Source organism: Aeribacillus sp. SP014 (assembly GCF_054055575.1).
In genome coordinates this window covers 2,681,218-2,699,207 of record NZ_JBSRXI010000001.1, presented here as the reverse complement: position 1 = coordinate 2,699,207, position 17,990 = coordinate 2,681,218, and the positions used below count along the sequence as shown (strand labels likewise).

Here is a 17,990-nt window from a genome sequence, read left to right as displayed (position 1 = left end):
TTGTGGCTGAACTTAGCAGCACTTTATTATACATTGCGTTTATTTTGTATTTAATAGGAACATTCTTTTTTGGCGGTTCCATCCGTGACAAAAGAGGAAAGGATGAAAAAACGAATAGATGGGCGCGATTAGGCATTGCGGCGGCGATCCTCGGTTTTTTGTCTCAACTGGGATACTTCGTTACGAGATGGATCGCTGCTGGACATGCCCCGGTTTCGAACTTATTTGAATTCACGACATTCTTTGGTATGATGCTAGTAGGAGCATTTATCATTATTTATTTTATTTATAAGCTGTCTGCACTTGGCTTATTTACATTGCCAGTTGCACTTTTATTGATTGCATATGCCAGCATGTTTCCGACAGAAATCAGCCCTTTAATACCAGCTCTTCAAAGCGATTGGCTGAAAATCCATGTAACAACAGCTGCTGCCGGACAAGCTATTTTGGCGATCAGCTTTGTAGCCGGAGTCCTGTATTTAACAAAGGTTGTGGACCAATCAAAAGCAACAAAAAAGACGTTTTGGCTTGAATTTGTCATGTTTGTATTAGTCACAACACTAGCATTTGTCATTGTCACAACCGTGTTCCGAGCAATGGATTATGAATCAGTGTTTAAATGGATCGATAAAAATGGACAAGAGGCGGAAATGGAATTTCATTTGCCTGCTCTCGTTGCGCCGCACGAAGGAGAATTGTTGACAAAAGATCGGCTTGCAGGCTTTGTGGAATTGCCGGCGATTTTATCGGCCAGAAAGGTGAACACTGTTTTATGGTCCACATTTGTAGGACTGATTTTATACGGAGTGATCCGCCTAATATTGAGAAAGCGTATTTCTGCAGCGTTGCAGCCTTTAGTGAAAAATTTAAATTTGGATGTGGTGGATGAAATTGGCTACCGTTCAGTAGCGATTGGATTCCCAGTATTTACGCTAGGTGCTTTAATATTTGCCATGATTTGGGCGCAGATCGCTTGGACCCGATTTTGGGGCTGGGATCCGAAAGAGGTTTGGGCATTGATCACTTGGCTGTTTTACGCGGCATATCTTCACTTACGGCTTTCGAGAGGATGGCATGGAGAAAAATCAGCATGGCTTGCGGTTATCGGATTTGCGATCATCATGTTTAATTTAATTTTTGTAAACCTTGTGATAGCTGGTTTACATTCATATGCATAAACGGATTGGCTGACTCATGATACATGCTGGAATTTGGATCATTATCATTTGAGTCAGCTCTTTTTTAACCTGATCAAGGGAGGAATAAAATATGTCAGAGAACCAGGATGTAACGATTTTAGTGGTAGATGATGAAGAAAGAATTCGCAGGCTTTTGAAAATGTACTTAGAAAGGGAAAATTATCAAATAGATGAGGCGGAAAATGGTGATGAAGCGCTTGAAAAGGCTCTTTGTGCCGATTATGATTTGATTATTCTGGATATTATGATGCCCGGAATTGACGGAATCGAAGTGTGCAAGCAGCTGAGAGAAAAGAAAGCCACTCCTGTCATTATGCTGACAGCAAAAGGAGAGGAGGTAAACCGTGTTCAAGGGTTTGAGGTCGGTGCGGACGATTATATTGTAAAACCGTTCAGCCCGAGAGAGGTTGTTTTGCGTGTGAAAGCGATTTTAAGAAGGGCGTCACAAACAAGCTATTTAAAAACCGATTCATCGGCGAAAAATGTGATCGTTTTCCCGCACTTAACAATCGATCATGATGCTCATCGCGTGACGGCCGACGGCAAGGAAGTCAACTTAACCCCGAAAGAGTACGAGCTGCTTTATTTTTTGGCAAAAACTCCTGATAAAGTATACGACCGGGAAAAGCTGCTGAAGGAAGTATGGCATTACGAATTTTTTGGAGATTTACGAACAGTTGACACTCATGTGAAAAGACTTAGGGAAAAATTAAACAAAGTTTCGCCTGAAGCCGCCAAAATGATCGTGACTGTTTGGGGTGTCGGCTATAAATTCGAGGTCGTTGAAGAATGAAATTTTGGAGAAGCGTTGTTGGCAAGCTTTGGATGACCATTTTATTTCTTGTGATAGTGGTTCTGTCGATTTTAACCATTTTGCTGCTCGAGTTTATGGAAAATTATCATATAAAAGATGCCGAGCAAAAATTGACCCAGCTTGCCAATAAAGCAGCCATTATTATGGAAAATCATCAAAATACACCATTAGCCGGCTCCATCGCAACTGAACTTTCTGATAAACTAACAAGTGTGTATATCGTTGATGGTGGAAAAACATATTGGCAAAAACAAAATGACGGGGCGGGTGTCGCTCAATATTCATTAAATGAAATCATCAGTGAAAAAGAGCTGTCAAAAGTATTGGAAGATCAAGAAAAAATCAGCCTTGTAAAAAGCTTTCCGCAAACGAATGATCACAATAAATTCAACAATGAAATGATGATCGTCGGAGTGCCTTATCAATCTGGAGCGATATTTGTCGTACAATCTTTGTCGGCCATTAATGAAACAACAAAACAAACAACTAAATATATTTTTATGGCAGCATTTATAGCTATTATATTAACGACCGTTTTTGCCTTTTTTTTATCAACCCGCATTACTTATCCGCTCCGAAAAATGAGAGAAGTCGCGATTGAAGTGGCGAATGGAAAATTTGATACGAAAGTTCCGAAGCTGACAAGCGATGAAATTGGTGAATTAGCTGTTGCCTTTAACCAAATGGGCCGGCAGGTGAAATTCCATATTAACGCTTTGCGGCAAGAAAAAGAACAGCTTTCAAACATTTTAAGCAGCATGGCCGACGGTGTCATTACGTTAAATATCGATGGAACGATTTTAGTCACAAATCCTCCTGCTGAACGTTTTTTGCAGGCATGGTATTATGAAAACGGAATGAATCCGAAAAAGGAACATGAGCTTCCGCCGGCTATTGAAGAGCTGTTTAAACGAGTGACGACGACTCACCGCGAGCAGGTTACTGAGATTACTTTGCAAGGCAGAACATGGGGAGTGATCATGAGCTCTCTTTATAATCAAAATCGTGTTCGAGGAGCGGTCGTTGTATTGCGCGATATAACGAAGGAAAGACGTCTCGACAAATTAAGAATTGATTTTATTGCCAATGTGTCCCACGAGCTGCGGACGCCTATTGCCATGCTGCAAGGATACAGCGAAGCTCTTCGCGATGACATTGCAGGAAGCGAAAAGGAGCGGAAGGAGATTGTTCAGGTTATTTATGACGAATCATTGCGAATGGGCCGATTGGTGAATGATTTATTGGATTTGGCCAGAATGGAGGCAGGACATATTTCCTTAAATATACAAGATGTCAAATTGAAGCCTTTTATTGAAAAAATTATTCGCAAATTTCAAGGCATTGCAAAAGAAAAACAGATTCACCTCGAATATTTGCTGAATGTTCAAACGGATTCCTTTTCGTTTGATCCGGACCGCATTGAGCAAGTACTGACCAATTTAATTGACAATGCTATCCGCCATACGAGTGCACAAGGATTTGTAAAAGTAATTATTTCAGAAAGCAATGGTTTAAAAATAGATGTTCAGGACTCAGGAAGCGGAATCAGTGAAGAAGATCTGCCGTTTGTGTTTGAACGCTTTTATAAAGCTGACAAAGCGAGAACGCGTGGAAGAGCAGGTACGGGTCTGGGGCTTGCCATTGCGAAAAATATTGTTGATGCCCATAAAGGGGTAATACAAGTTCACAGCAAATTAAATGTTGGAACGACATTTACCGTATTATTGCCGCAAACATCGTAAAAATTTGCCGATCTTTATTGTTTCACACGTAACAGAAGGGAGGTTTGGCAATGAATTTATATACACGTACAGGGGATCAAGGACAGACGAACGTTATTGGTGCGCGCGTCGATAAAGATGATCCAAGGGTGGAAGCTTACGGAACGATTGATGAATTGAACGCTTACATAGGCTATGCAAGGACGTTTTTAACAGATAAAGCGTTTCAAGATATTTACGAAGAGCTTGAAAAAATTCAGCATCATTTGTTTGATTGCGGATCTGACATAGCGGTTGTGTACGAAAAGCAAAAACATCCGTTTAAAACGACGGAGGATATGATCCGTTTTTTAGAGGAACGAATCGATCATTATGTGGAAGAAGCTCCTGCATTAGAAAAATTTATTTTGCCCGGAGGAACGGAGGCGGCCAGCGTTTTACATATTGCGAGAACAGTTGCCAGAAGAGCAGAGCGTTTAATCGTTTCTTTAATGAAAGAGGTTAAAATTCATCATCCGGTCCTCATTTACATGAACCGTCTGTCTGATTATTTATTTGCTGCTGCTCGGGTTGTAAATTACCGCCTAAACGTGAAGGATGTCGAATACGAACGAAGCGGGAAGGTGTTCCGGACAAATAATAGCAAAAAAAATTGACACCGAGGGTCTCTTTTATAAGACCCTTTCTTTTTTGTTTGTAACATGTCATGCGTCTCTTTCGACAAATATTTTAAACGGAGGGTATGTGCATGGATGAATCGTTTCAAAGATTATACGAAAAGTATCATCAAGATATTTTTCAGTTTTTATATTATTTGGTGAAGGATCGGGAACAAGCGGAAGATTTGGTGCATGAAGTGTATATAAAAGTTTTAAAATCATACTCGAGCTTTGAAGGACGAAGCAGTGAAAAAACATGGTTATTTTCCATTGCTCGGCATGTAGCGATTGATTTTTTTCGAAAGCAAAAAACTCTCCGTCAGCGAATAATGGAAAAATTTGATTTAGATCAAGCACAAATTGCGGATCAAGAGCCCCTCCCGGAAGAAATAGCTTTACAACGAGAAGAAATACAGATGCTATACAAAGCAATGAATGACTGTAATGTGAATCAAAGAACCGTTTTAATTTTACGGTTTATAAAAGAATTATCTGTTGCAGAAACAGCCGAGGTGTTGGGGTGGACGGAAAGCAAAGTCAAAACAACCCAGCATCGGGCTTTAAAAGTGTTAAAAAATTATATAGATAAAGCTATGAAAGAACAAGGTGCCACGAAAGATCAGGGAGCTATGACAGAACAGGAGGTAGTTTCAAGTGAAAAACTCTCGGTGGAGCGATGAACAAATCAAAAAATGGATAAGCGAGTTTCCAAAAGTAGAAGATTCCCGCAGTTCATTCGAGATTTGGAACAATATTACCGAGAAAAAAAGAAAAAGAACAATATTGAAATTCATTGTTCCATCAGCTTCGATTGTTGCTTTGACAGCAGCCGTCACTTTTGTAGTTTTTCCGCTAAGCAACAGCAAAAATGAACAAACCCAATATTCATACAACAAAAAGGCCGAAAACGCAGGAAACAGTCATTTAACCGAAAGTCAAACGATGGAGGCTTCGCCGAAGTATCGTTCCATAGTTCCAAATTCTTCAACTGAACAAATTATCACAGTAGGGCTTTTAGATGAAAGCAAACAGCATGTCGTTCCTCTAAGCTTTAAAGGAAATCAATTCGAGCCTGCCGTCAAGCAAATAAATGACGTCTTAAACAAGATCGATGTGAAACGTTTCAATCTTTCAGCTTTTGCCTTTCAAGATGCAGACATTTATGAAAGCAAAAGCCGAAGTGACGAGGTGATCATAAATTTTGAAAAATTGAATATAAAAGACCGTTTCCATAATGAACAAAATTTTAAAGAAGTATTAAAAGAAACATTTCGGTGGCAAAATTATAAAAAGGTGCGCTTATTTACAAATGAAAAGCAGCATGTTCCTTCTGAGCATTTTGTTTCCGAATTTCAAATAAAGAAGCTGCTGAAAAAAGCCTATTTCTTGTTTTTTCCTAAAAATAGCAGCAATCCTTTGCTCGTTCCATCAAAAAATGAATATGAAACAATTGAAGATGCAATGAATGCCATGCAAAAAGGTAAGGAAGACGGGCTTGAACCTTCCATTAATAATTCCGTTAAAATTAAGCAATTGAAAAAGGATGATGAGCTGCTTACGGTCACTTTTGAAAATGCTTCAAAAATGAAAAACACAGAGCATACTGAAGTTATGCTGGAAGCGATTTTAATGACAGCGAAAGAATTCGGCTTTAAGAAAGTGAAGTTCGAAGGCTTTGATGCGAAAAAAATCGGAAATATTGATATTTCAAAACCGGTGGAAGTGCCTTTTTCGCCTAATTTTATTGACCTGAAAGTTGATGCATAGCAAACGGAACGGAAATAGGTCTAAACATAAAGACACCATCATAAATATTGAGAATGTACGAAAGGAGGAAAGGAGGATGAACGGATGCTGGATTTAATGCGGAGGCTGGGTATTGCCCTAATTATGGGGCTTTTCATCGGTCTTTTGTTTTTGGGAGGATTAAAAACAGAGGAGCCAGGAGAGATAAGCCCTCCCAGCACCTTTAAATATTATAAATGAATAGTTTTGGCAGAAACGATGTCATCGAACTGGACTAACGCTTCAATAAGCTGATCATCAATCAGTTTATCACAAGTTAAAACCATGATTGCTTCGCCGCCGATGTTTTTACGTCCAACCTGCATTGTTGCGATGTTTACGCCATGGTCGCCCAGTACTTTTCCGACGCGTCCAATAACACCTGGTTTATCGATGTGTTCTACATATAATACTTCCCCTGCCGGGTAAAAATCGATATCGAAACCGTTTAAATCAACAATTCGTTCACCGTAGTTTGGAATATACGTTGCTTTTACGGAAAAAGTCCGATGATCTCCATCTACTTGAACAGCGATGCAATTTGCATATCCAGAACCGTTTGAAGCAATTTTTTCGCTGAAGCTGATGCCGCGTTCTTTGGCGATGAGGCCAGCATTCACTTCGTTAACAGTTGAATCAACCCGTTCTCCTAAAAATCCAGCAAGAAATGCTTTCGTAATAAAAGATGTTTCGAGTTCAGCAACCGTTCCTTCGTAAACGATTCCGATATGTTGAACAGGTTCTTTCATGTATTGAGAAGCAAGCTGACCCAATTTTTTGGCCAATTTATAAAACGGCTGTATTTTGTCAAATATATCTTTTGTTAATGTTGGTAGATTAATAGAATTTGTAACAGGTTTTCCATTTAAAAATTTTAATACTTCTTCAGCAACTTGAGAGGCAACGTTTAATTGGGCCTCTTTCGTTGATGCTCCAAGATGCGGTGTAGCAATGACCTGTTCAAAATCAAGCAGCTTCCGATTTACTGGAGGCTCGACTTCAAATACATCAAGTGCAACGCCTTTCACATGTCCAATTTCTAAATAATGAATTAATGCTTCTTCATCGATGATGCCGCCCCGGGCGCAGTTTAATAAATAAACTCCTTTTTTCGTTTTTCCGATATTTTCTTTTCCTAATAAACCTCTTGTTTCTTTTGTCAATGGTGTATGAACAGTAATGATATCAGCTTGCGCTAAAACTTCATCGAGCTTGCAGCTGTTTACTCCCAATTTTTGCGCCCGGTCTTTTGTTAAAAATGGATCAAACACTAATACGTTCATTCCAAAAGCTTTTGCTCTTTTGGCAATTTCGCTGCCGATTCGTCCTAAACCGATGATTCCTAAGCTTTTGCCGTATAGCTCAGTACCGAGAAAGGCGGAGCGGTTCCATTCACCTGATTTAACGGAAACATTTGCTTGTGGAATATGACGAACAAGCGATGCCATCATGGCAAATGTATGCTCGGCAGTTGAAATCGTATTTCCGTCAGGTGCATTAATTACGACAACTCCGTATTTTGTCGCTGCTTCAACATCGATATTATCGACTCCGACGCCTGCTCTTGCAACAATTTTTAAATTTGTCATTTTTTGAAGCAGTTCTTCTGTTACTTTCGTTGCACTGCGGACGAGCAGAGCATCATATTTTTCCAGGTCGTCAACTTCACTTACTTTTTTCTGAACGACATTGATGTTTTCATCGTTCAATAATGGTGCTAATCCATCGCTTGATATTGAGTCAGAAACAAGAACATGAAACATTTTCTAAGATCCCCCTAGTGAACGAATTAAAAATGAAAACAAAATTTCTGATTATTTTATCTTAACTGATCTATGTTGTCAAGGTTCAAAACTTTACAGTTTGAAAACGTTTACTGTGTGTAAAAAGGGAAAAAGAGAGTTGCTTCTGAAGAAACAGCTCTCTTTTTTGTTTAATTGTTAGATTCATTGTATCGTGCGATACATTCGTCAATTAGTTTTGCCGCTGCTTCAGGTCCTTCCCAGCTGCCGATCTCTGTTCGTTTTCCTTCCAAATCTTTGTAACGTTCAAAGAAATGGGCAATTTCTTTTAATTTGTGCTCCGGCAGATCTTCAATCGATTGAACATGATCAAAACGAGGATCATCTACAGGAACGCCGATTAATTTTGCATCTTCTTCACCGCTGTCGATCATGTTTAAATAGCCAATGACACGCGATTCTATGACGCATCCAGGGAAAGTCGGATTGGTGACGATTACGAGAATGTCAAGAGGATCGCCGTCAAGTGCTAAAGTATTTTCTAAATAACCGTACTCTGCAGGGTAAAACATAGGCGAATAAAGAACCCGGTCTAGTTTAAAAACGCCTTTTTCCTTGTCATATTCATATTTGTTTTGGCTTCCTGTCGGAATTTCAATAAAAGCTTCGACAACTTTATTGTTTGCCATCGACAAAATCCTCCTTTATTATGTATGCCTTTTTATTATAGAGGATGTAAAAAATATTGGCAATTGTAGAAAAAAAGACAATGAAATAAAATAAGTTTCTTTTTTTTTCGTTATTGTATATAATGAAGATAAAAAATATGGATTCATCTTCGGGGCAGGGTGAAATTCCCGACCGGCGGTGATAAAAGCTTTTAAGCTTTTTTAGCCCGTGACCCGTAAAGGTGTTTTTCCTTTACGGTGGATCTGGTGAGAATCCAGAGCCGACAGTATAGTCTGGATGGGAGAAGATGAGGGTTCAGGCGTTTCAAAAAATATGATCATTGAAACGTTTATTTTAACCTGCTTACAATTCTCCCTCTGCGTCAATGTAGAGGGTTTTTTTATTGAAGCAGGAGATGGACCCTTCCTTCTTTTCAAGATGGATCACAGAAAGAAAAGGAGAGAAGGACTGTGTTAAAAACAAAGGCATTTAAACTTGTTTTTGTAGGAATGTTAAGCGGGATTTCCTACTTGCTTATGGCTCTTAACTTTCCGCTTCCGGGACTTCCGGCATTTTTAAAAATTGATTTCAGCGAAATTCCTGCTATGCTGGCGACGATTTTATTAGGGCCGATTGCAGGATTGGCTGTAGAAGCGATTAAAAATACGCTTCATTACATCATTCAAGGAAGCGCGACAGGAGTTCCGATTGATCAGTTGGCAAATTTCTTGGCCGGATTGTTTTTCCTTTTGCCGTTTGCATTCGTGTTTCAAAAAGTTCGTTCGATGAAAGGGGTTCTTTTCGGTTTAGCTGCCGGGACCATTTCAATGTCAGTAGCCATGAGCTTATTGAACTATTATTTCATTTTGCCGGCATATACGCTGTTTTTAAATATGCCGCAAATGTCGATTGCAGAAGTGAAGCAAGTCATTATTGCCGGGATTTTGCCTTTTAACCTCATTAAAGGAACAATTATTGCCATTGTCTTTTTAATGATTTACGGCAGAATAAAAGAATGGCTTCAACATAAATTTAACGTGCAAAATGCATAATTTATATGCAAAAAAGCGGAGACCAGCCGCTATGATGTTTTCGCATCATAACGGTGCTCCGAATTATGATACACAAAACCCCCACAGAAATTCGTTTTTCCGTGGGGGTTGTTCTTTTAAAGCTGATGAAACAGCTATTCAAATTTTAAAGGATCGCCGTCAAAGGGTTCATCAGCAATTTTAATGGAATCTGTTGGGCAACCTTCAAAAGCATCCATTAAATCATCTTCTAAAACTTCTGGAACTTCAACCGTCCCTTGGTTATCATCTAGAATAACGTATGCGATTCCTTCGTCATCATAATCATAAATATCTGGCGCTGCTGCCCCACATGCACCGCATGCAATGCATGTTTCTTTGTCAACGATTGTATATTTTGGCATTGTCTAACCTCCTGTATAAATGAAATGAGTAGAAGTCATAAAAGAGAAAGAAACATTTATCTTCCACTTCAGAATGTTTTATATAATAATCAGAATACCACATAATTATTGTAAGATGGAATATTAAACATTTCAATAAAAAAAGATGAAATGTCATAGTATTTCGATAAACTTACTTAAATCAAATCATTCATTATATATTTTTCGACAATTATTGGATAAATTTTGATAAAATAAGGATTGAACAGAAGGTTTCAATTTTTAAGGTGATCAAATGCCTCTCTCTTATTTGGAAGGAATCATCCTTTATTGTTTTCAACAGCTCAAATGCGAGCGATCGAAAGCAGCTGTTTTTCATTTATTAAAAGGAAAAAAATCTTCTCAAACGATTCAAGATAGCATTATTTTTCATTTATCGAACTTATTTGGCATTTGCCGTGAGCTCGAGCTTGAAGAATATAATCACTTGTTAAACAGATTGGTTCAGCTGTCATATGTCAAACAAGTAAAAGGCGAGTTTTATATGGTCACAATGAACGGCGAACGGGTGCTGCAAGAATTTTTGTCAGAAAAACCGTTTCCTGATAAGCTGGATGGGGCCACCTACAATGATATAGGGAAAATTTTTTGGCAGCGTTTATCTTTATTTGTTCAAACGGTTTCCCATCTAGTTTATAACCATTCGAAATTTTTACCTATAACAAATAATGGTCAGCTGTTGCATTTTGTCAAAACATACATATTGCAGATGAAAGAGACAAAGAAAAATATCGGAAATCGAACGTTTTTGGAAATGAACCGTTTGCTTGAATGTTTAGATGAAAAGGGAGCTATCTTAGTTGTCAATCGTTTGTCCGGCTTTAAAAAAAATGGAATCACCTTTGAACAGCTTGCAGCAGCTGCGAATGAAGATCCTTTTTATTTGAAGCTTATGTTTCAAGCTGCCGTCATTCAAATGGTGAACGAATTGCAAAAACGTTCTGATCAATATCCGATATTATTCGGTCTTTTAAGAGATTTGATAAAAAAACACCCGCTAACCGCATCGGCGGAAAAAACGTACCGCTTGTTGGCGGAGGGGTTGGGCATTGATGAAATTGCAGCAGTCCGAAAGCTTAAAAGAAATACGATTGAGGACCATATTGTTGAGATTGCTTTAAACATGCACGATTTTGCCTTCGAACCTTATGTAAGCAAAGAAGATGTGGTCAAAATCGGGCAAGCGATTGAAAAGCTGCAAACGAACAAGCTGAAAACAGTTAAAGAATATCTTCAAGATCAATACAGCTATTTTCAAATTCGGCTGGCAATGGCTGCAATAAGGAGATGGCAATGACGAAAGATCTTTTTACTTTGCTGAAGGAAAAATTCGGTTATTCAAGCTTTAAAACAGGCCAAAAGGAAATAATTGAAGATGTTATTAGCGGACATGACGTAGTTGCCATGCTGCCGACAGGCGGTGGAAAATCATTGTGCTATCAGCTTTCTGGCTATTGTTTACAAGGTGCTGTATTAATAGTGTCCCCGCTATTGTCGCTCATGCAAGACCAGGAACAGCAGATGAAAATGTTTGGAGAAAAAAGAGTCATTGCATTAAATAGCTTTTTAACCCGATATGAAAAAGAAAAAGCTTTCCGGCAATTGCACCGTTACAAATTTATATTTTTATCGCCTGAAATGTTTAAATCAAAAAGGCTATTGGATGCATTGGCGCAAATCCAAATATCTTTATTTGTCGTCGATGAAGCGCATTGCATTTCACAGTGGGGACATGATTTTCGGCCTGACTATTTAAAGCTCGGAAAGGTAAGGGAGATGATCGGTTCTCCCCCTTGTTTGGCGATGACCGCCACAGCCACTAAAGAAGTGCTGAACGATATCGCGAAATGCTTGCATTTAACCGATGCAACATTTCATATTCATTCTATTGACAGGCAAAACGTTGCCATTAATGTTGAAGCCGTAAGCAGCCAAGAGGAAAAATTGGAGCGATTAGCCGAATGGCTGAAAATGTTAGAAGGGCCGGGTATCATTTATTGCTCCACAAGAAAGTGGGCGGAAGAGCTTGCCAGATGGATTGAACAAAAGGGAATGACAAATGCGGCTTATTATCATGGCGGAATGGAATATGAAGATAGAATGTTGATTCAACAGCAATTTTTAAATGACGAACTTTCGGTTATAACGGCGACAAATGCTTTTGGAATGGGAATAAACAAAAAAGACGTTCGATTTGTCATCCATTTCCATTATCCTGCTGACATGGAATCATACGTACAAGAAATAGGCCGGGCAGGAAGAGATGGAAACCAAAGCATTGCAATTGCACTTGTAGCAAAGGGTGACGAGGAGTTTCCCCGGTCGATAATACGTTCTGAATTTCCTGAAAAAAAAGAGATTGAGTTGATTGTAAAAACGATTCGGTTAAAGGGAAGCTTTGATTTAACAGAAGAAGAGTGGAGCAGCTTCGGCTTGTCTGATGTACAGAGGAGATTTTTACAATATAATTTCCAAATGTTGGATGAAAACATGTATCATTGGACGACTGATCAGATCGTAAATTATGTATGGAGCAAGATTGAAGATCGAATGAAAATGAAATTTAAAAAATTAGCCGACATGGAAGCATTTTTACGAGCAAAAGCATGCAGGCGGAACATGATTTTAAGCTATTTTCAGGAAAAACCTTCAACAAAGGTTTCGATTTGCTGCGACAATTGCGGAATAAACGATCGTTTTTTTATCCGAAAAAAAATTCATTCATCCCAGCCAATGATAAAGTGGGATTGGAAGCAAGAATTAAAAAGGCTGTTTCGTCAAAGTGGGTGAAGGCGTGATTAAAAGACAAGAAGAATTGATAAAGAACATGACCGATCGAGAGCTTTTATTTCATCTCATGGTCACTCAGTCGCTATTTCTTCTTATATCGATTATTTTAGGGTTCATTTTTTTTGACCGTGCGGAGGATTTTTTTCAATTATGGGAATTGAGTTGGGAATCGATAGCTGTTGGCTTGCTTGCAACAGTTATCGTTCTGCTCATTGATTTGGTAATTATGAAATGGGCGCCAAAAAGCTGGTACGATGATGGAGGAATCAATGAAAAACTGTTTCAAAACAGAAGCTTGCCGGAAATTTTTTGGATGACCCTTATCGTTGCTTTTGCGGAAGAAATATTGTTTCGCGGGGTTCTGCAAACCCATTTTGGACTGTTTATCGCCAGTTTGATCTTTGCCTTCATGCATTTTCGTTATCTTTCAAAATGGCTGTTATTTGCAACGGTTTTGTTCGTCAGTTTTTTTCTCGGAGTGATATTTGAACTGACTGAGAATATTTTAACAACAATTTTCGCTCATTTTCTTATCGACTTTGTATCGGCAGTGCAAATTCGCTTTCAATATTTGAAAAATAGTAAAGGCGATGGGAGGGACGATGAAGAAGATGACAAGTCCGTATGAACATGACCAAGCTGAGCGTTTAAGGGAAAAAATGATTGATGAAATAAAAGAGAGAACGGGGACATATCCGTCTCGGAGTGAAGTGCATAAAAAAAGGCGGAAGAAAAAAAAGAAAATGAACTATCCGCTTTTGCGTATTCTCGTCTTTCTTTTTATATTAGTGCCAGTCGTTGTTTTATTTTTAACTTCTTATTTGGAACGAAATCAATCAAACCGCAGCGGGGAAAATCTTTCAGATTTTGACTCTGTAATTATTAAAAATAATAGCGGGAAGTCTGTTCAAGAAGAGAGAGTGGAAGAAAATAATTCCTCTAACTCAGACAAAGAAGAAGGAAATCAGAATGAACAGGAAGCTTCTCCAACGACTGAAGAACAATCCTCTTCCAACAGCACAAGAGACGAAACCCGAAAAGAAATTTCTGGAAATGAAAGCGATGGAAACATGGAAGAGAACAGACGCATCATTACTCATGTTGTCCAGCCGAACGAAACGCTGTATAAAATCTCGATGAAGTATTATAAAAGCCGAAATGGCGAAGAGCTTATTCGAGAATGGAATCATCTTCAAGATTCCAACATTTATGTCGGACAAGTTTTAAAAATCCCTTTAGATAATCCCCAATAACTAAAAATTTTTCATATTTGAAAAAGATCATGCATAACTTGTACAAAAAACTTTGGGGGATTTTAAACGAATGGAAAGGCAAATTAAAGATCTGCCCTATACAGATCAACCTACCAAGCATATGCTGCAAGGGCTCATTGAGCGTAAAAGAGAATTCGAAACATATAAACAGAAATGTTTGGCTTGGCAAATAATTACATTTGTGGAAGTGATCATTTTTATAGTGTTTATTTATTTCAACGTATATCAACGATTGGAAACAGATCTTTTGTTTGTTTTATTCTATTTTTTTCAATCATCACACTTATTCGCCGTTTTGCTGATTGCATTCAGCTATTCAACAGCCGTTTATTTTAAAAAGAAAGAAGAAAAAGCGGAAAAAGAATATCATGAGCTTAGATGGGAAATTATTGATAAAAGCACTGATTTTTGGAAAAGCGAAGAAGAGTGGATGAATCGCGACAAGGTTTTTTCTGTTATGAAAAAAGAATTTGATATTAATCTCTATTATAAAACGAAATAAAAATGTGATTTGTGAGTAAAAATGCTTGTCTTCACCCCCTCGTAATTGTAAACTGTTTACTAACTAAAGAACCATCTTTTAGAATCAACATACAATATCGTATGATGTATTGACGGCAGGAGGGAAGAAGATGCGGCTCGAGCGTCTTAATCATAATAAAATTAAAATTTTCCTGACTCTAGATGATTTGTCGGATCGCGGCTTAACAAAAGAAGATCTATGGAACAACTCTTTAAAAGTTCATCAGCTTTTCCGGGAAATGATCAATGAGGCAAGTGAAGAACTCGATTTTCATGCAAACGGTTCGATTGCGGTCGAGGTTTATTCACTAAAAGCACAGGGAATGGTGATTATTGTTTCCAAAAATAATGATGAAGAACTTGAAGATGAATTTTTAGATGATTATATTGAAATGCAAGTAAAAGTGGATGAACATCAAGATATATTGTATGAGTTTTTGAATTTCGAAGATGTCCTCGATCTTGCAAAAGTTCTTCAACGTTTCGAAATAACAGAAGGCGCGCTATATTCATATCAGGGACGATACTACCTGCTGTTTGATGACATCTCTAAGATTGAAACGGAGCATCTTGTTGCAATTTTAGCGGAATATGGAACGCCGACACATATGACAACTCATAGACTGCATGAATATGGAAAATTATTGATAAAGGATCACGCTGTTCGTCTTTTGAATGACTATTTTTCCTGAGGCTGACAAAACATCGCCTTTCAGCGATGTTTTATCAGCTTTTTTTGCGTAGATTTAGTATTTTATTTGATAAAAAACAAAGCGGTTTGCCGCTTTCTTTTTTTAACAAGAAATTCAGTATCCCTTTATTTTCTATGAATTAATGATTGAATTAATTTATAGAAGGTGTATACTAAGTCATGAAAGGTGGACTTTTCCTTTTCATTATTAAAGAACATATAGGAGGTTTACTTATTATGGTAGCCGAAGGCAATGACAAGCATGATGTGCTAAAAGCTACGCAAAAGGTAATACATAAAGCGTTAGGAAAACTAGGTTATCCAGAAGAGGTGTATGAATTATTAAAAGAGCCGATTCGCATGCTGACAGTGAAAATACCTGTTCGCATGGATGACGGTTCTGTTAAAATATTTACTGGCTACCGGGCGCAGCATAATGATTCTGTAGGACCTACAAAAGGAGGCGTTCGCTTCCATCCAAATGTAACTGAAAACGAGGTAAAAGCGCTTTCAATTTGGATGAGTCTAAAATGCGGAATTATTGATTTGCCTTACGGTGGTGGAAAAGGTGGAATTGTTTGTGATCCAAGAGATATGTCGTTCAGGGAATTAGAAAGATTAAGCAGAGGATACGTTCGGGCAATTAGTCAAATTGTTGGCCCTACAAAAGATATACCTGCACCTGATGTATTTACGAACTCGCAAATCATGGCTTGGATGATGGATGAATACAGCCGGATTGATGAATTTAATTCGCCAGGATTTATTACCGGCAAGCCTCTCGTTCTCGGCGGTTCACATGGCCGTGAATCGGCAACGGCAAAAGGCGTGACCATTTGCATTCGCGAAGCAGCGAAAAAGCGTGGAATTTCTTTACAAGGGGCTAGGGTCGTTGTCCAAGGATTTGGAAATGCAGGCGGTTATTTAGCAAAATTTATGCATGATGCCGGAGCAAAAGTTGTAGGTATTTCCGATGCATACGGCGGTCTGTACGATCCAGACGGACTTGACATCGATTATTTATTAGACCGGCGCGACAGCTTCGGAACTGTTACGAAATTGTTTAATGATACGATCACTAATAAAGAATTGTTAGAACTTGATTGCGAAATTTTAGTTCCTGCGGCGATTGAAAACCAAATTACAGAAGAAAATGCCCATAATATTCGGGCTCAAATTGTCGTAGAAGCAGCCAACGGTCCGACAACTGTTGAAGCCACTCAAATCTTAACGGACCGGGGAATTTTACTCGTGCCTGACGTATTGGCAAGCGCGGGAGGAGTAACGGTTTCTTATTTCGAATGGGTTCAAAATAATCAGGGCTACTATTGGTCTGAAGAAGAAGTGGAAGAAAAATTGGAAAAAATGATGGTGAAAGCATTTAACACTGTATATGAAACGGCGCAAAACAGAAGAGTAGATATGCGGCTTGCTGCATATATGGTAGGCGTAAGAAAAATGGCAGAAGCATGCAGATATCGCGGATGGGTATAATATTTGCATCGTTTTGCAGTTTCCCCTATGATAATGTAGGGGAAACTTTTCTTTTGTCACCAGCCGCTTAATGCTATAGGAGTGATCATGATGCAAGAAGAAAAAGTGATCATTGTCGGCGGAGGTCCATGTGGACTATCGGCTGCGATCGAATTGAAGGAAAAAGGAATAAATCCTTTAGTTATTGAAAAAGGAAATATTGTTGATTCCATTTATCGCTTTCCAACACATCAAACCTTTTTCAGCACAGCAGACAGGCTTGAAATTGGCGGAGTCCCATTTATCACAGAAAACCGAAAGCCTGTCCGCAATCAAGCGCTTGCTTACTACCGGGAAGTTGTGAAGCGAAAAAATTTGCGCATTCATACATATGAAAAAGTAGAGAAGGTAGAAAAGCAGCAGGACGGAACGTTCATGGTAACGACGGAAAAAGGAAAATATCGTGCGTCATTTGTTGTGATTGCTACAGGTTATTATGATAATCCAAATTACATGAATGTTCCAGGCGAAAATCTGCCCCACGTTTTCCATTATTTTAAAGAAGCTCATCCATATTTTGATAAAGATGTCGTTGTGATCGGCGGGAAAAACTCAAGTGTTGATGCCGCGCTTGAGCTTTATAAAGCCGGGGCTAGAGTAACTGTATTGTACCGAGGAAGCGGGTATTCTTCAAGCATTAAGCCTTGGATATTGCCGGAATTTGATTCTCTTATCAAAAAAGGCTATATAAAAATGGAATTTCGGGCAGATGTAAAAGAAATTAAAAATGACTCTATTAGTTATATTGTGAACGGAACAGAAGAAAAAACTATTCCTTGTGATTTTGTCTTTGCCATGACTGGCTACCATCCAGATCATAACTTTTTGAAAAAAATGGGTGTACTTATTGATGAGCAGACAGGCAGACCTTACTACAATCCCGATACAATGGAAACGAATGTAAATGGGATTTTTATAGCCGGTGTCATCGCAGCTGGAAATGATGCGAATGAGATTTTTATCGAAAACGGCAGATTTCACGGGGAATTGATCGCAGAAGAAATTATCAAAAGAGTATAAAAACATACTAACATTAGTAGTACAGACCTAGGCCAAGGTTTGTGCTACTATTTTTTTATAGTAGAAGTGAAGGAAGGTCGAACATCCCCTGGGACCA

19 protein-coding genes and 1 riboswitch are annotated in these 17,990 nt (G+C 38.6%); of the genes, 16 read left to right on the top strand and 3 right to left on the bottom strand.

The features are described 5' to 3' along the window. Positions 1-2 precede the first annotated feature (2 nt). From ccsB to ACVIJU_RS13110, 7 genes are all read left to right on the top strand, one after another. On the top strand, positions 3-1,178 hold the full coding sequence (ccsB, locus tag ACVIJU_RS13140; protein WP_144598193.1) for a c-type cytochrome biogenesis protein CcsB: 1,176 nt from the start codon (positions 3-5) through the stop codon (positions 1,176-1,178). 91 nt (positions 1,179-1,269) lie between these two features. Further along, the gene (locus tag ACVIJU_RS13135; protein WP_066247683.1) at positions 1,270-1,992 is read left to right on the top strand and encodes a response regulator transcription factor; all 723 of its coding nucleotides are present in this window, start codon (positions 1,270-1,272) and stop codon (positions 1,990-1,992) included. Beyond that, on the top strand, positions 1,989-3,755 hold the full coding sequence (locus ACVIJU_RS13130) for an ATP-binding protein (RefSeq protein WP_456687669.1): 1,767 nt from the start codon (positions 1,989-1,991) through the stop codon (positions 3,753-3,755). Before ACVIJU_RS13135 ends, ACVIJU_RS13130 begins: the two co-directional genes overlap by 4 nt. Positions 3,756-3,805: 50 nt before the next feature. After that, positions 3,806-4,390 (top strand): cob(I)yrinic acid a,c-diamide adenosyltransferase, encoded by a 585-nt coding sequence (locus ACVIJU_RS13125; RefSeq protein ID WP_094246153.1) that lies wholly within the window; start codon positions 3,806-3,808, stop codon positions 4,388-4,390. Between the two features lie 92 nt (positions 4,391-4,482). Beyond that, a complete protein-coding gene (sigX, locus tag ACVIJU_RS13120; RefSeq protein WP_130157469.1) occupies positions 4,483-5,073 on the top strand; it encodes an RNA polymerase sigma factor SigX in 591 nt (196 codons plus the stop codon). Then, on the top strand, positions 5,048-6,160 hold the full coding sequence (locus tag ACVIJU_RS13115; RefSeq protein WP_456687668.1) for a GerMN domain-containing protein: 1,113 nt from the start codon (positions 5,048-5,050) through the stop codon (positions 6,158-6,160). The genes sigX and ACVIJU_RS13115 overlap by 26 nt, the downstream gene beginning before the upstream one ends. 84 nt (positions 6,161-6,244) lie before the next feature. Next, complete coding sequence (locus tag ACVIJU_RS13110; RefSeq protein ID WP_261308724.1) at positions 6,245-6,379, top strand: hypothetical protein; 135 nt, start codon at positions 6,245-6,247, stop codon at positions 6,377-6,379. On the opposite strand, the gene serA is transcribed toward ACVIJU_RS13110, so the two are convergent. Together serA and ACVIJU_RS13100 are read right to left on the bottom strand one after the other, a co-directional pair. After that, positions 6,370-7,941 (bottom strand): phosphoglycerate dehydrogenase, encoded by a 1,572-nt coding sequence (gene serA, locus ACVIJU_RS13105; protein ID WP_066247685.1) that lies wholly within the window; start codon positions 7,939-7,941, stop codon positions 6,370-6,372. The genes ACVIJU_RS13110 and serA overlap by 10 nt on opposite strands. A gap of 170 nt (positions 7,942-8,111) precedes the next feature. Beyond that, on the bottom strand, positions 8,112-8,609 hold the full coding sequence (locus tag ACVIJU_RS13100; protein ID WP_063388619.1) for an inorganic diphosphatase: 498 nt from the start codon (positions 8,607-8,609) through the stop codon (positions 8,112-8,114). 141 nt (positions 8,610-8,750) lie between these two features. Continuing rightward, positions 8,751-8,902, top strand: a riboswitch (FMN riboswitch). 157 nt (positions 8,903-9,059) lie between these two features. Between ACVIJU_RS13100 and ACVIJU_RS13095 the strand changes: the two genes are divergently transcribed. Further along, positions 9,060-9,641: an ECF transporter S component gene (locus ACVIJU_RS13095; protein ID WP_082829402.1), complete on the top strand. Its 582-nt coding sequence runs from the start codon at positions 9,060-9,062 to the stop codon at positions 9,639-9,641. A 134-nt stretch (positions 9,642-9,775) separates the two neighbouring features. Here the strand turns inward: ACVIJU_RS13095 and ACVIJU_RS13090 are convergent, their stop codons facing one another. After that, entirely contained in the window at positions 9,776-10,024 is a 249-nt protein-coding gene (locus ACVIJU_RS13090) for a ferredoxin (RefSeq protein ID WP_063388618.1), read from the bottom strand. 274 nt (positions 10,025-10,298) lie between these two features. On the opposite strand from ACVIJU_RS13090, the gene ACVIJU_RS13085 reads away from it, so the two are divergent. The 8 genes from ACVIJU_RS13085 (at position 10,299) to ACVIJU_RS13050 (ending at position 17,893) form a co-directional block, all read left to right on the top strand. Then, a complete protein-coding gene (locus ACVIJU_RS13085) occupies positions 10,299-11,360 on the top strand; it encodes a helix-turn-helix domain-containing protein (RefSeq protein WP_063388617.1) in 1,062 nt (353 codons plus the stop codon). Then, entirely contained in the window at positions 11,357-12,853 is a 1,497-nt protein-coding gene (locus tag ACVIJU_RS13080; RefSeq protein WP_063388616.1) for a RecQ family ATP-dependent DNA helicase, read from the top strand. Before ACVIJU_RS13085 ends, ACVIJU_RS13080 begins: the two co-directional genes overlap by 4 nt. Positions 12,854-12,857: 4 nt before the next feature. Further along, the gene (locus ACVIJU_RS13075; RefSeq protein WP_311066282.1) at positions 12,858-13,481 is read left to right on the top strand and encodes a CPBP family intramembrane glutamic endopeptidase; all 624 of its coding nucleotides are present in this window, start codon (positions 12,858-12,860) and stop codon (positions 13,479-13,481) included. After that, positions 13,456-14,106 (top strand): LysM peptidoglycan-binding domain-containing protein, encoded by a 651-nt coding sequence (locus ACVIJU_RS13070; RefSeq protein ID WP_157728008.1) that lies wholly within the window; start codon positions 13,456-13,458, stop codon positions 14,104-14,106. The genes ACVIJU_RS13075 and ACVIJU_RS13070 overlap by 26 nt, the downstream gene beginning before the upstream one ends. 70 nt (positions 14,107-14,176) lie before the next feature. Continuing rightward, complete coding sequence (locus tag ACVIJU_RS13065) at positions 14,177-14,629, top strand: DUF2663 family protein (RefSeq protein ID WP_066247688.1); 453 nt, start codon at positions 14,177-14,179, stop codon at positions 14,627-14,629. A gap of 130 nt (positions 14,630-14,759) precedes the next feature. Continuing rightward, the gene (locus ACVIJU_RS13060; protein ID WP_063388612.1) at positions 14,760-15,341 is read left to right on the top strand and encodes a genetic competence negative regulator; all 582 of its coding nucleotides are present in this window, start codon (positions 14,760-14,762) and stop codon (positions 15,339-15,341) included. Positions 15,342-15,577: 236 nt separating this feature from the next. Continuing rightward, complete coding sequence (locus ACVIJU_RS13055; RefSeq protein WP_063388611.1) at positions 15,578-16,834, top strand: Glu/Leu/Phe/Val family dehydrogenase; 1,257 nt, start codon at positions 15,578-15,580, stop codon at positions 16,832-16,834. Positions 16,835-16,924: 90 nt separating this feature from the next. Next, entirely contained in the window at positions 16,925-17,893 is a 969-nt protein-coding gene (locus tag ACVIJU_RS13050) for a YpdA family putative bacillithiol disulfide reductase (RefSeq protein ID WP_066247690.1), read from the top strand. Positions 17,894-17,990 lie beyond the last annotated feature (97 nt).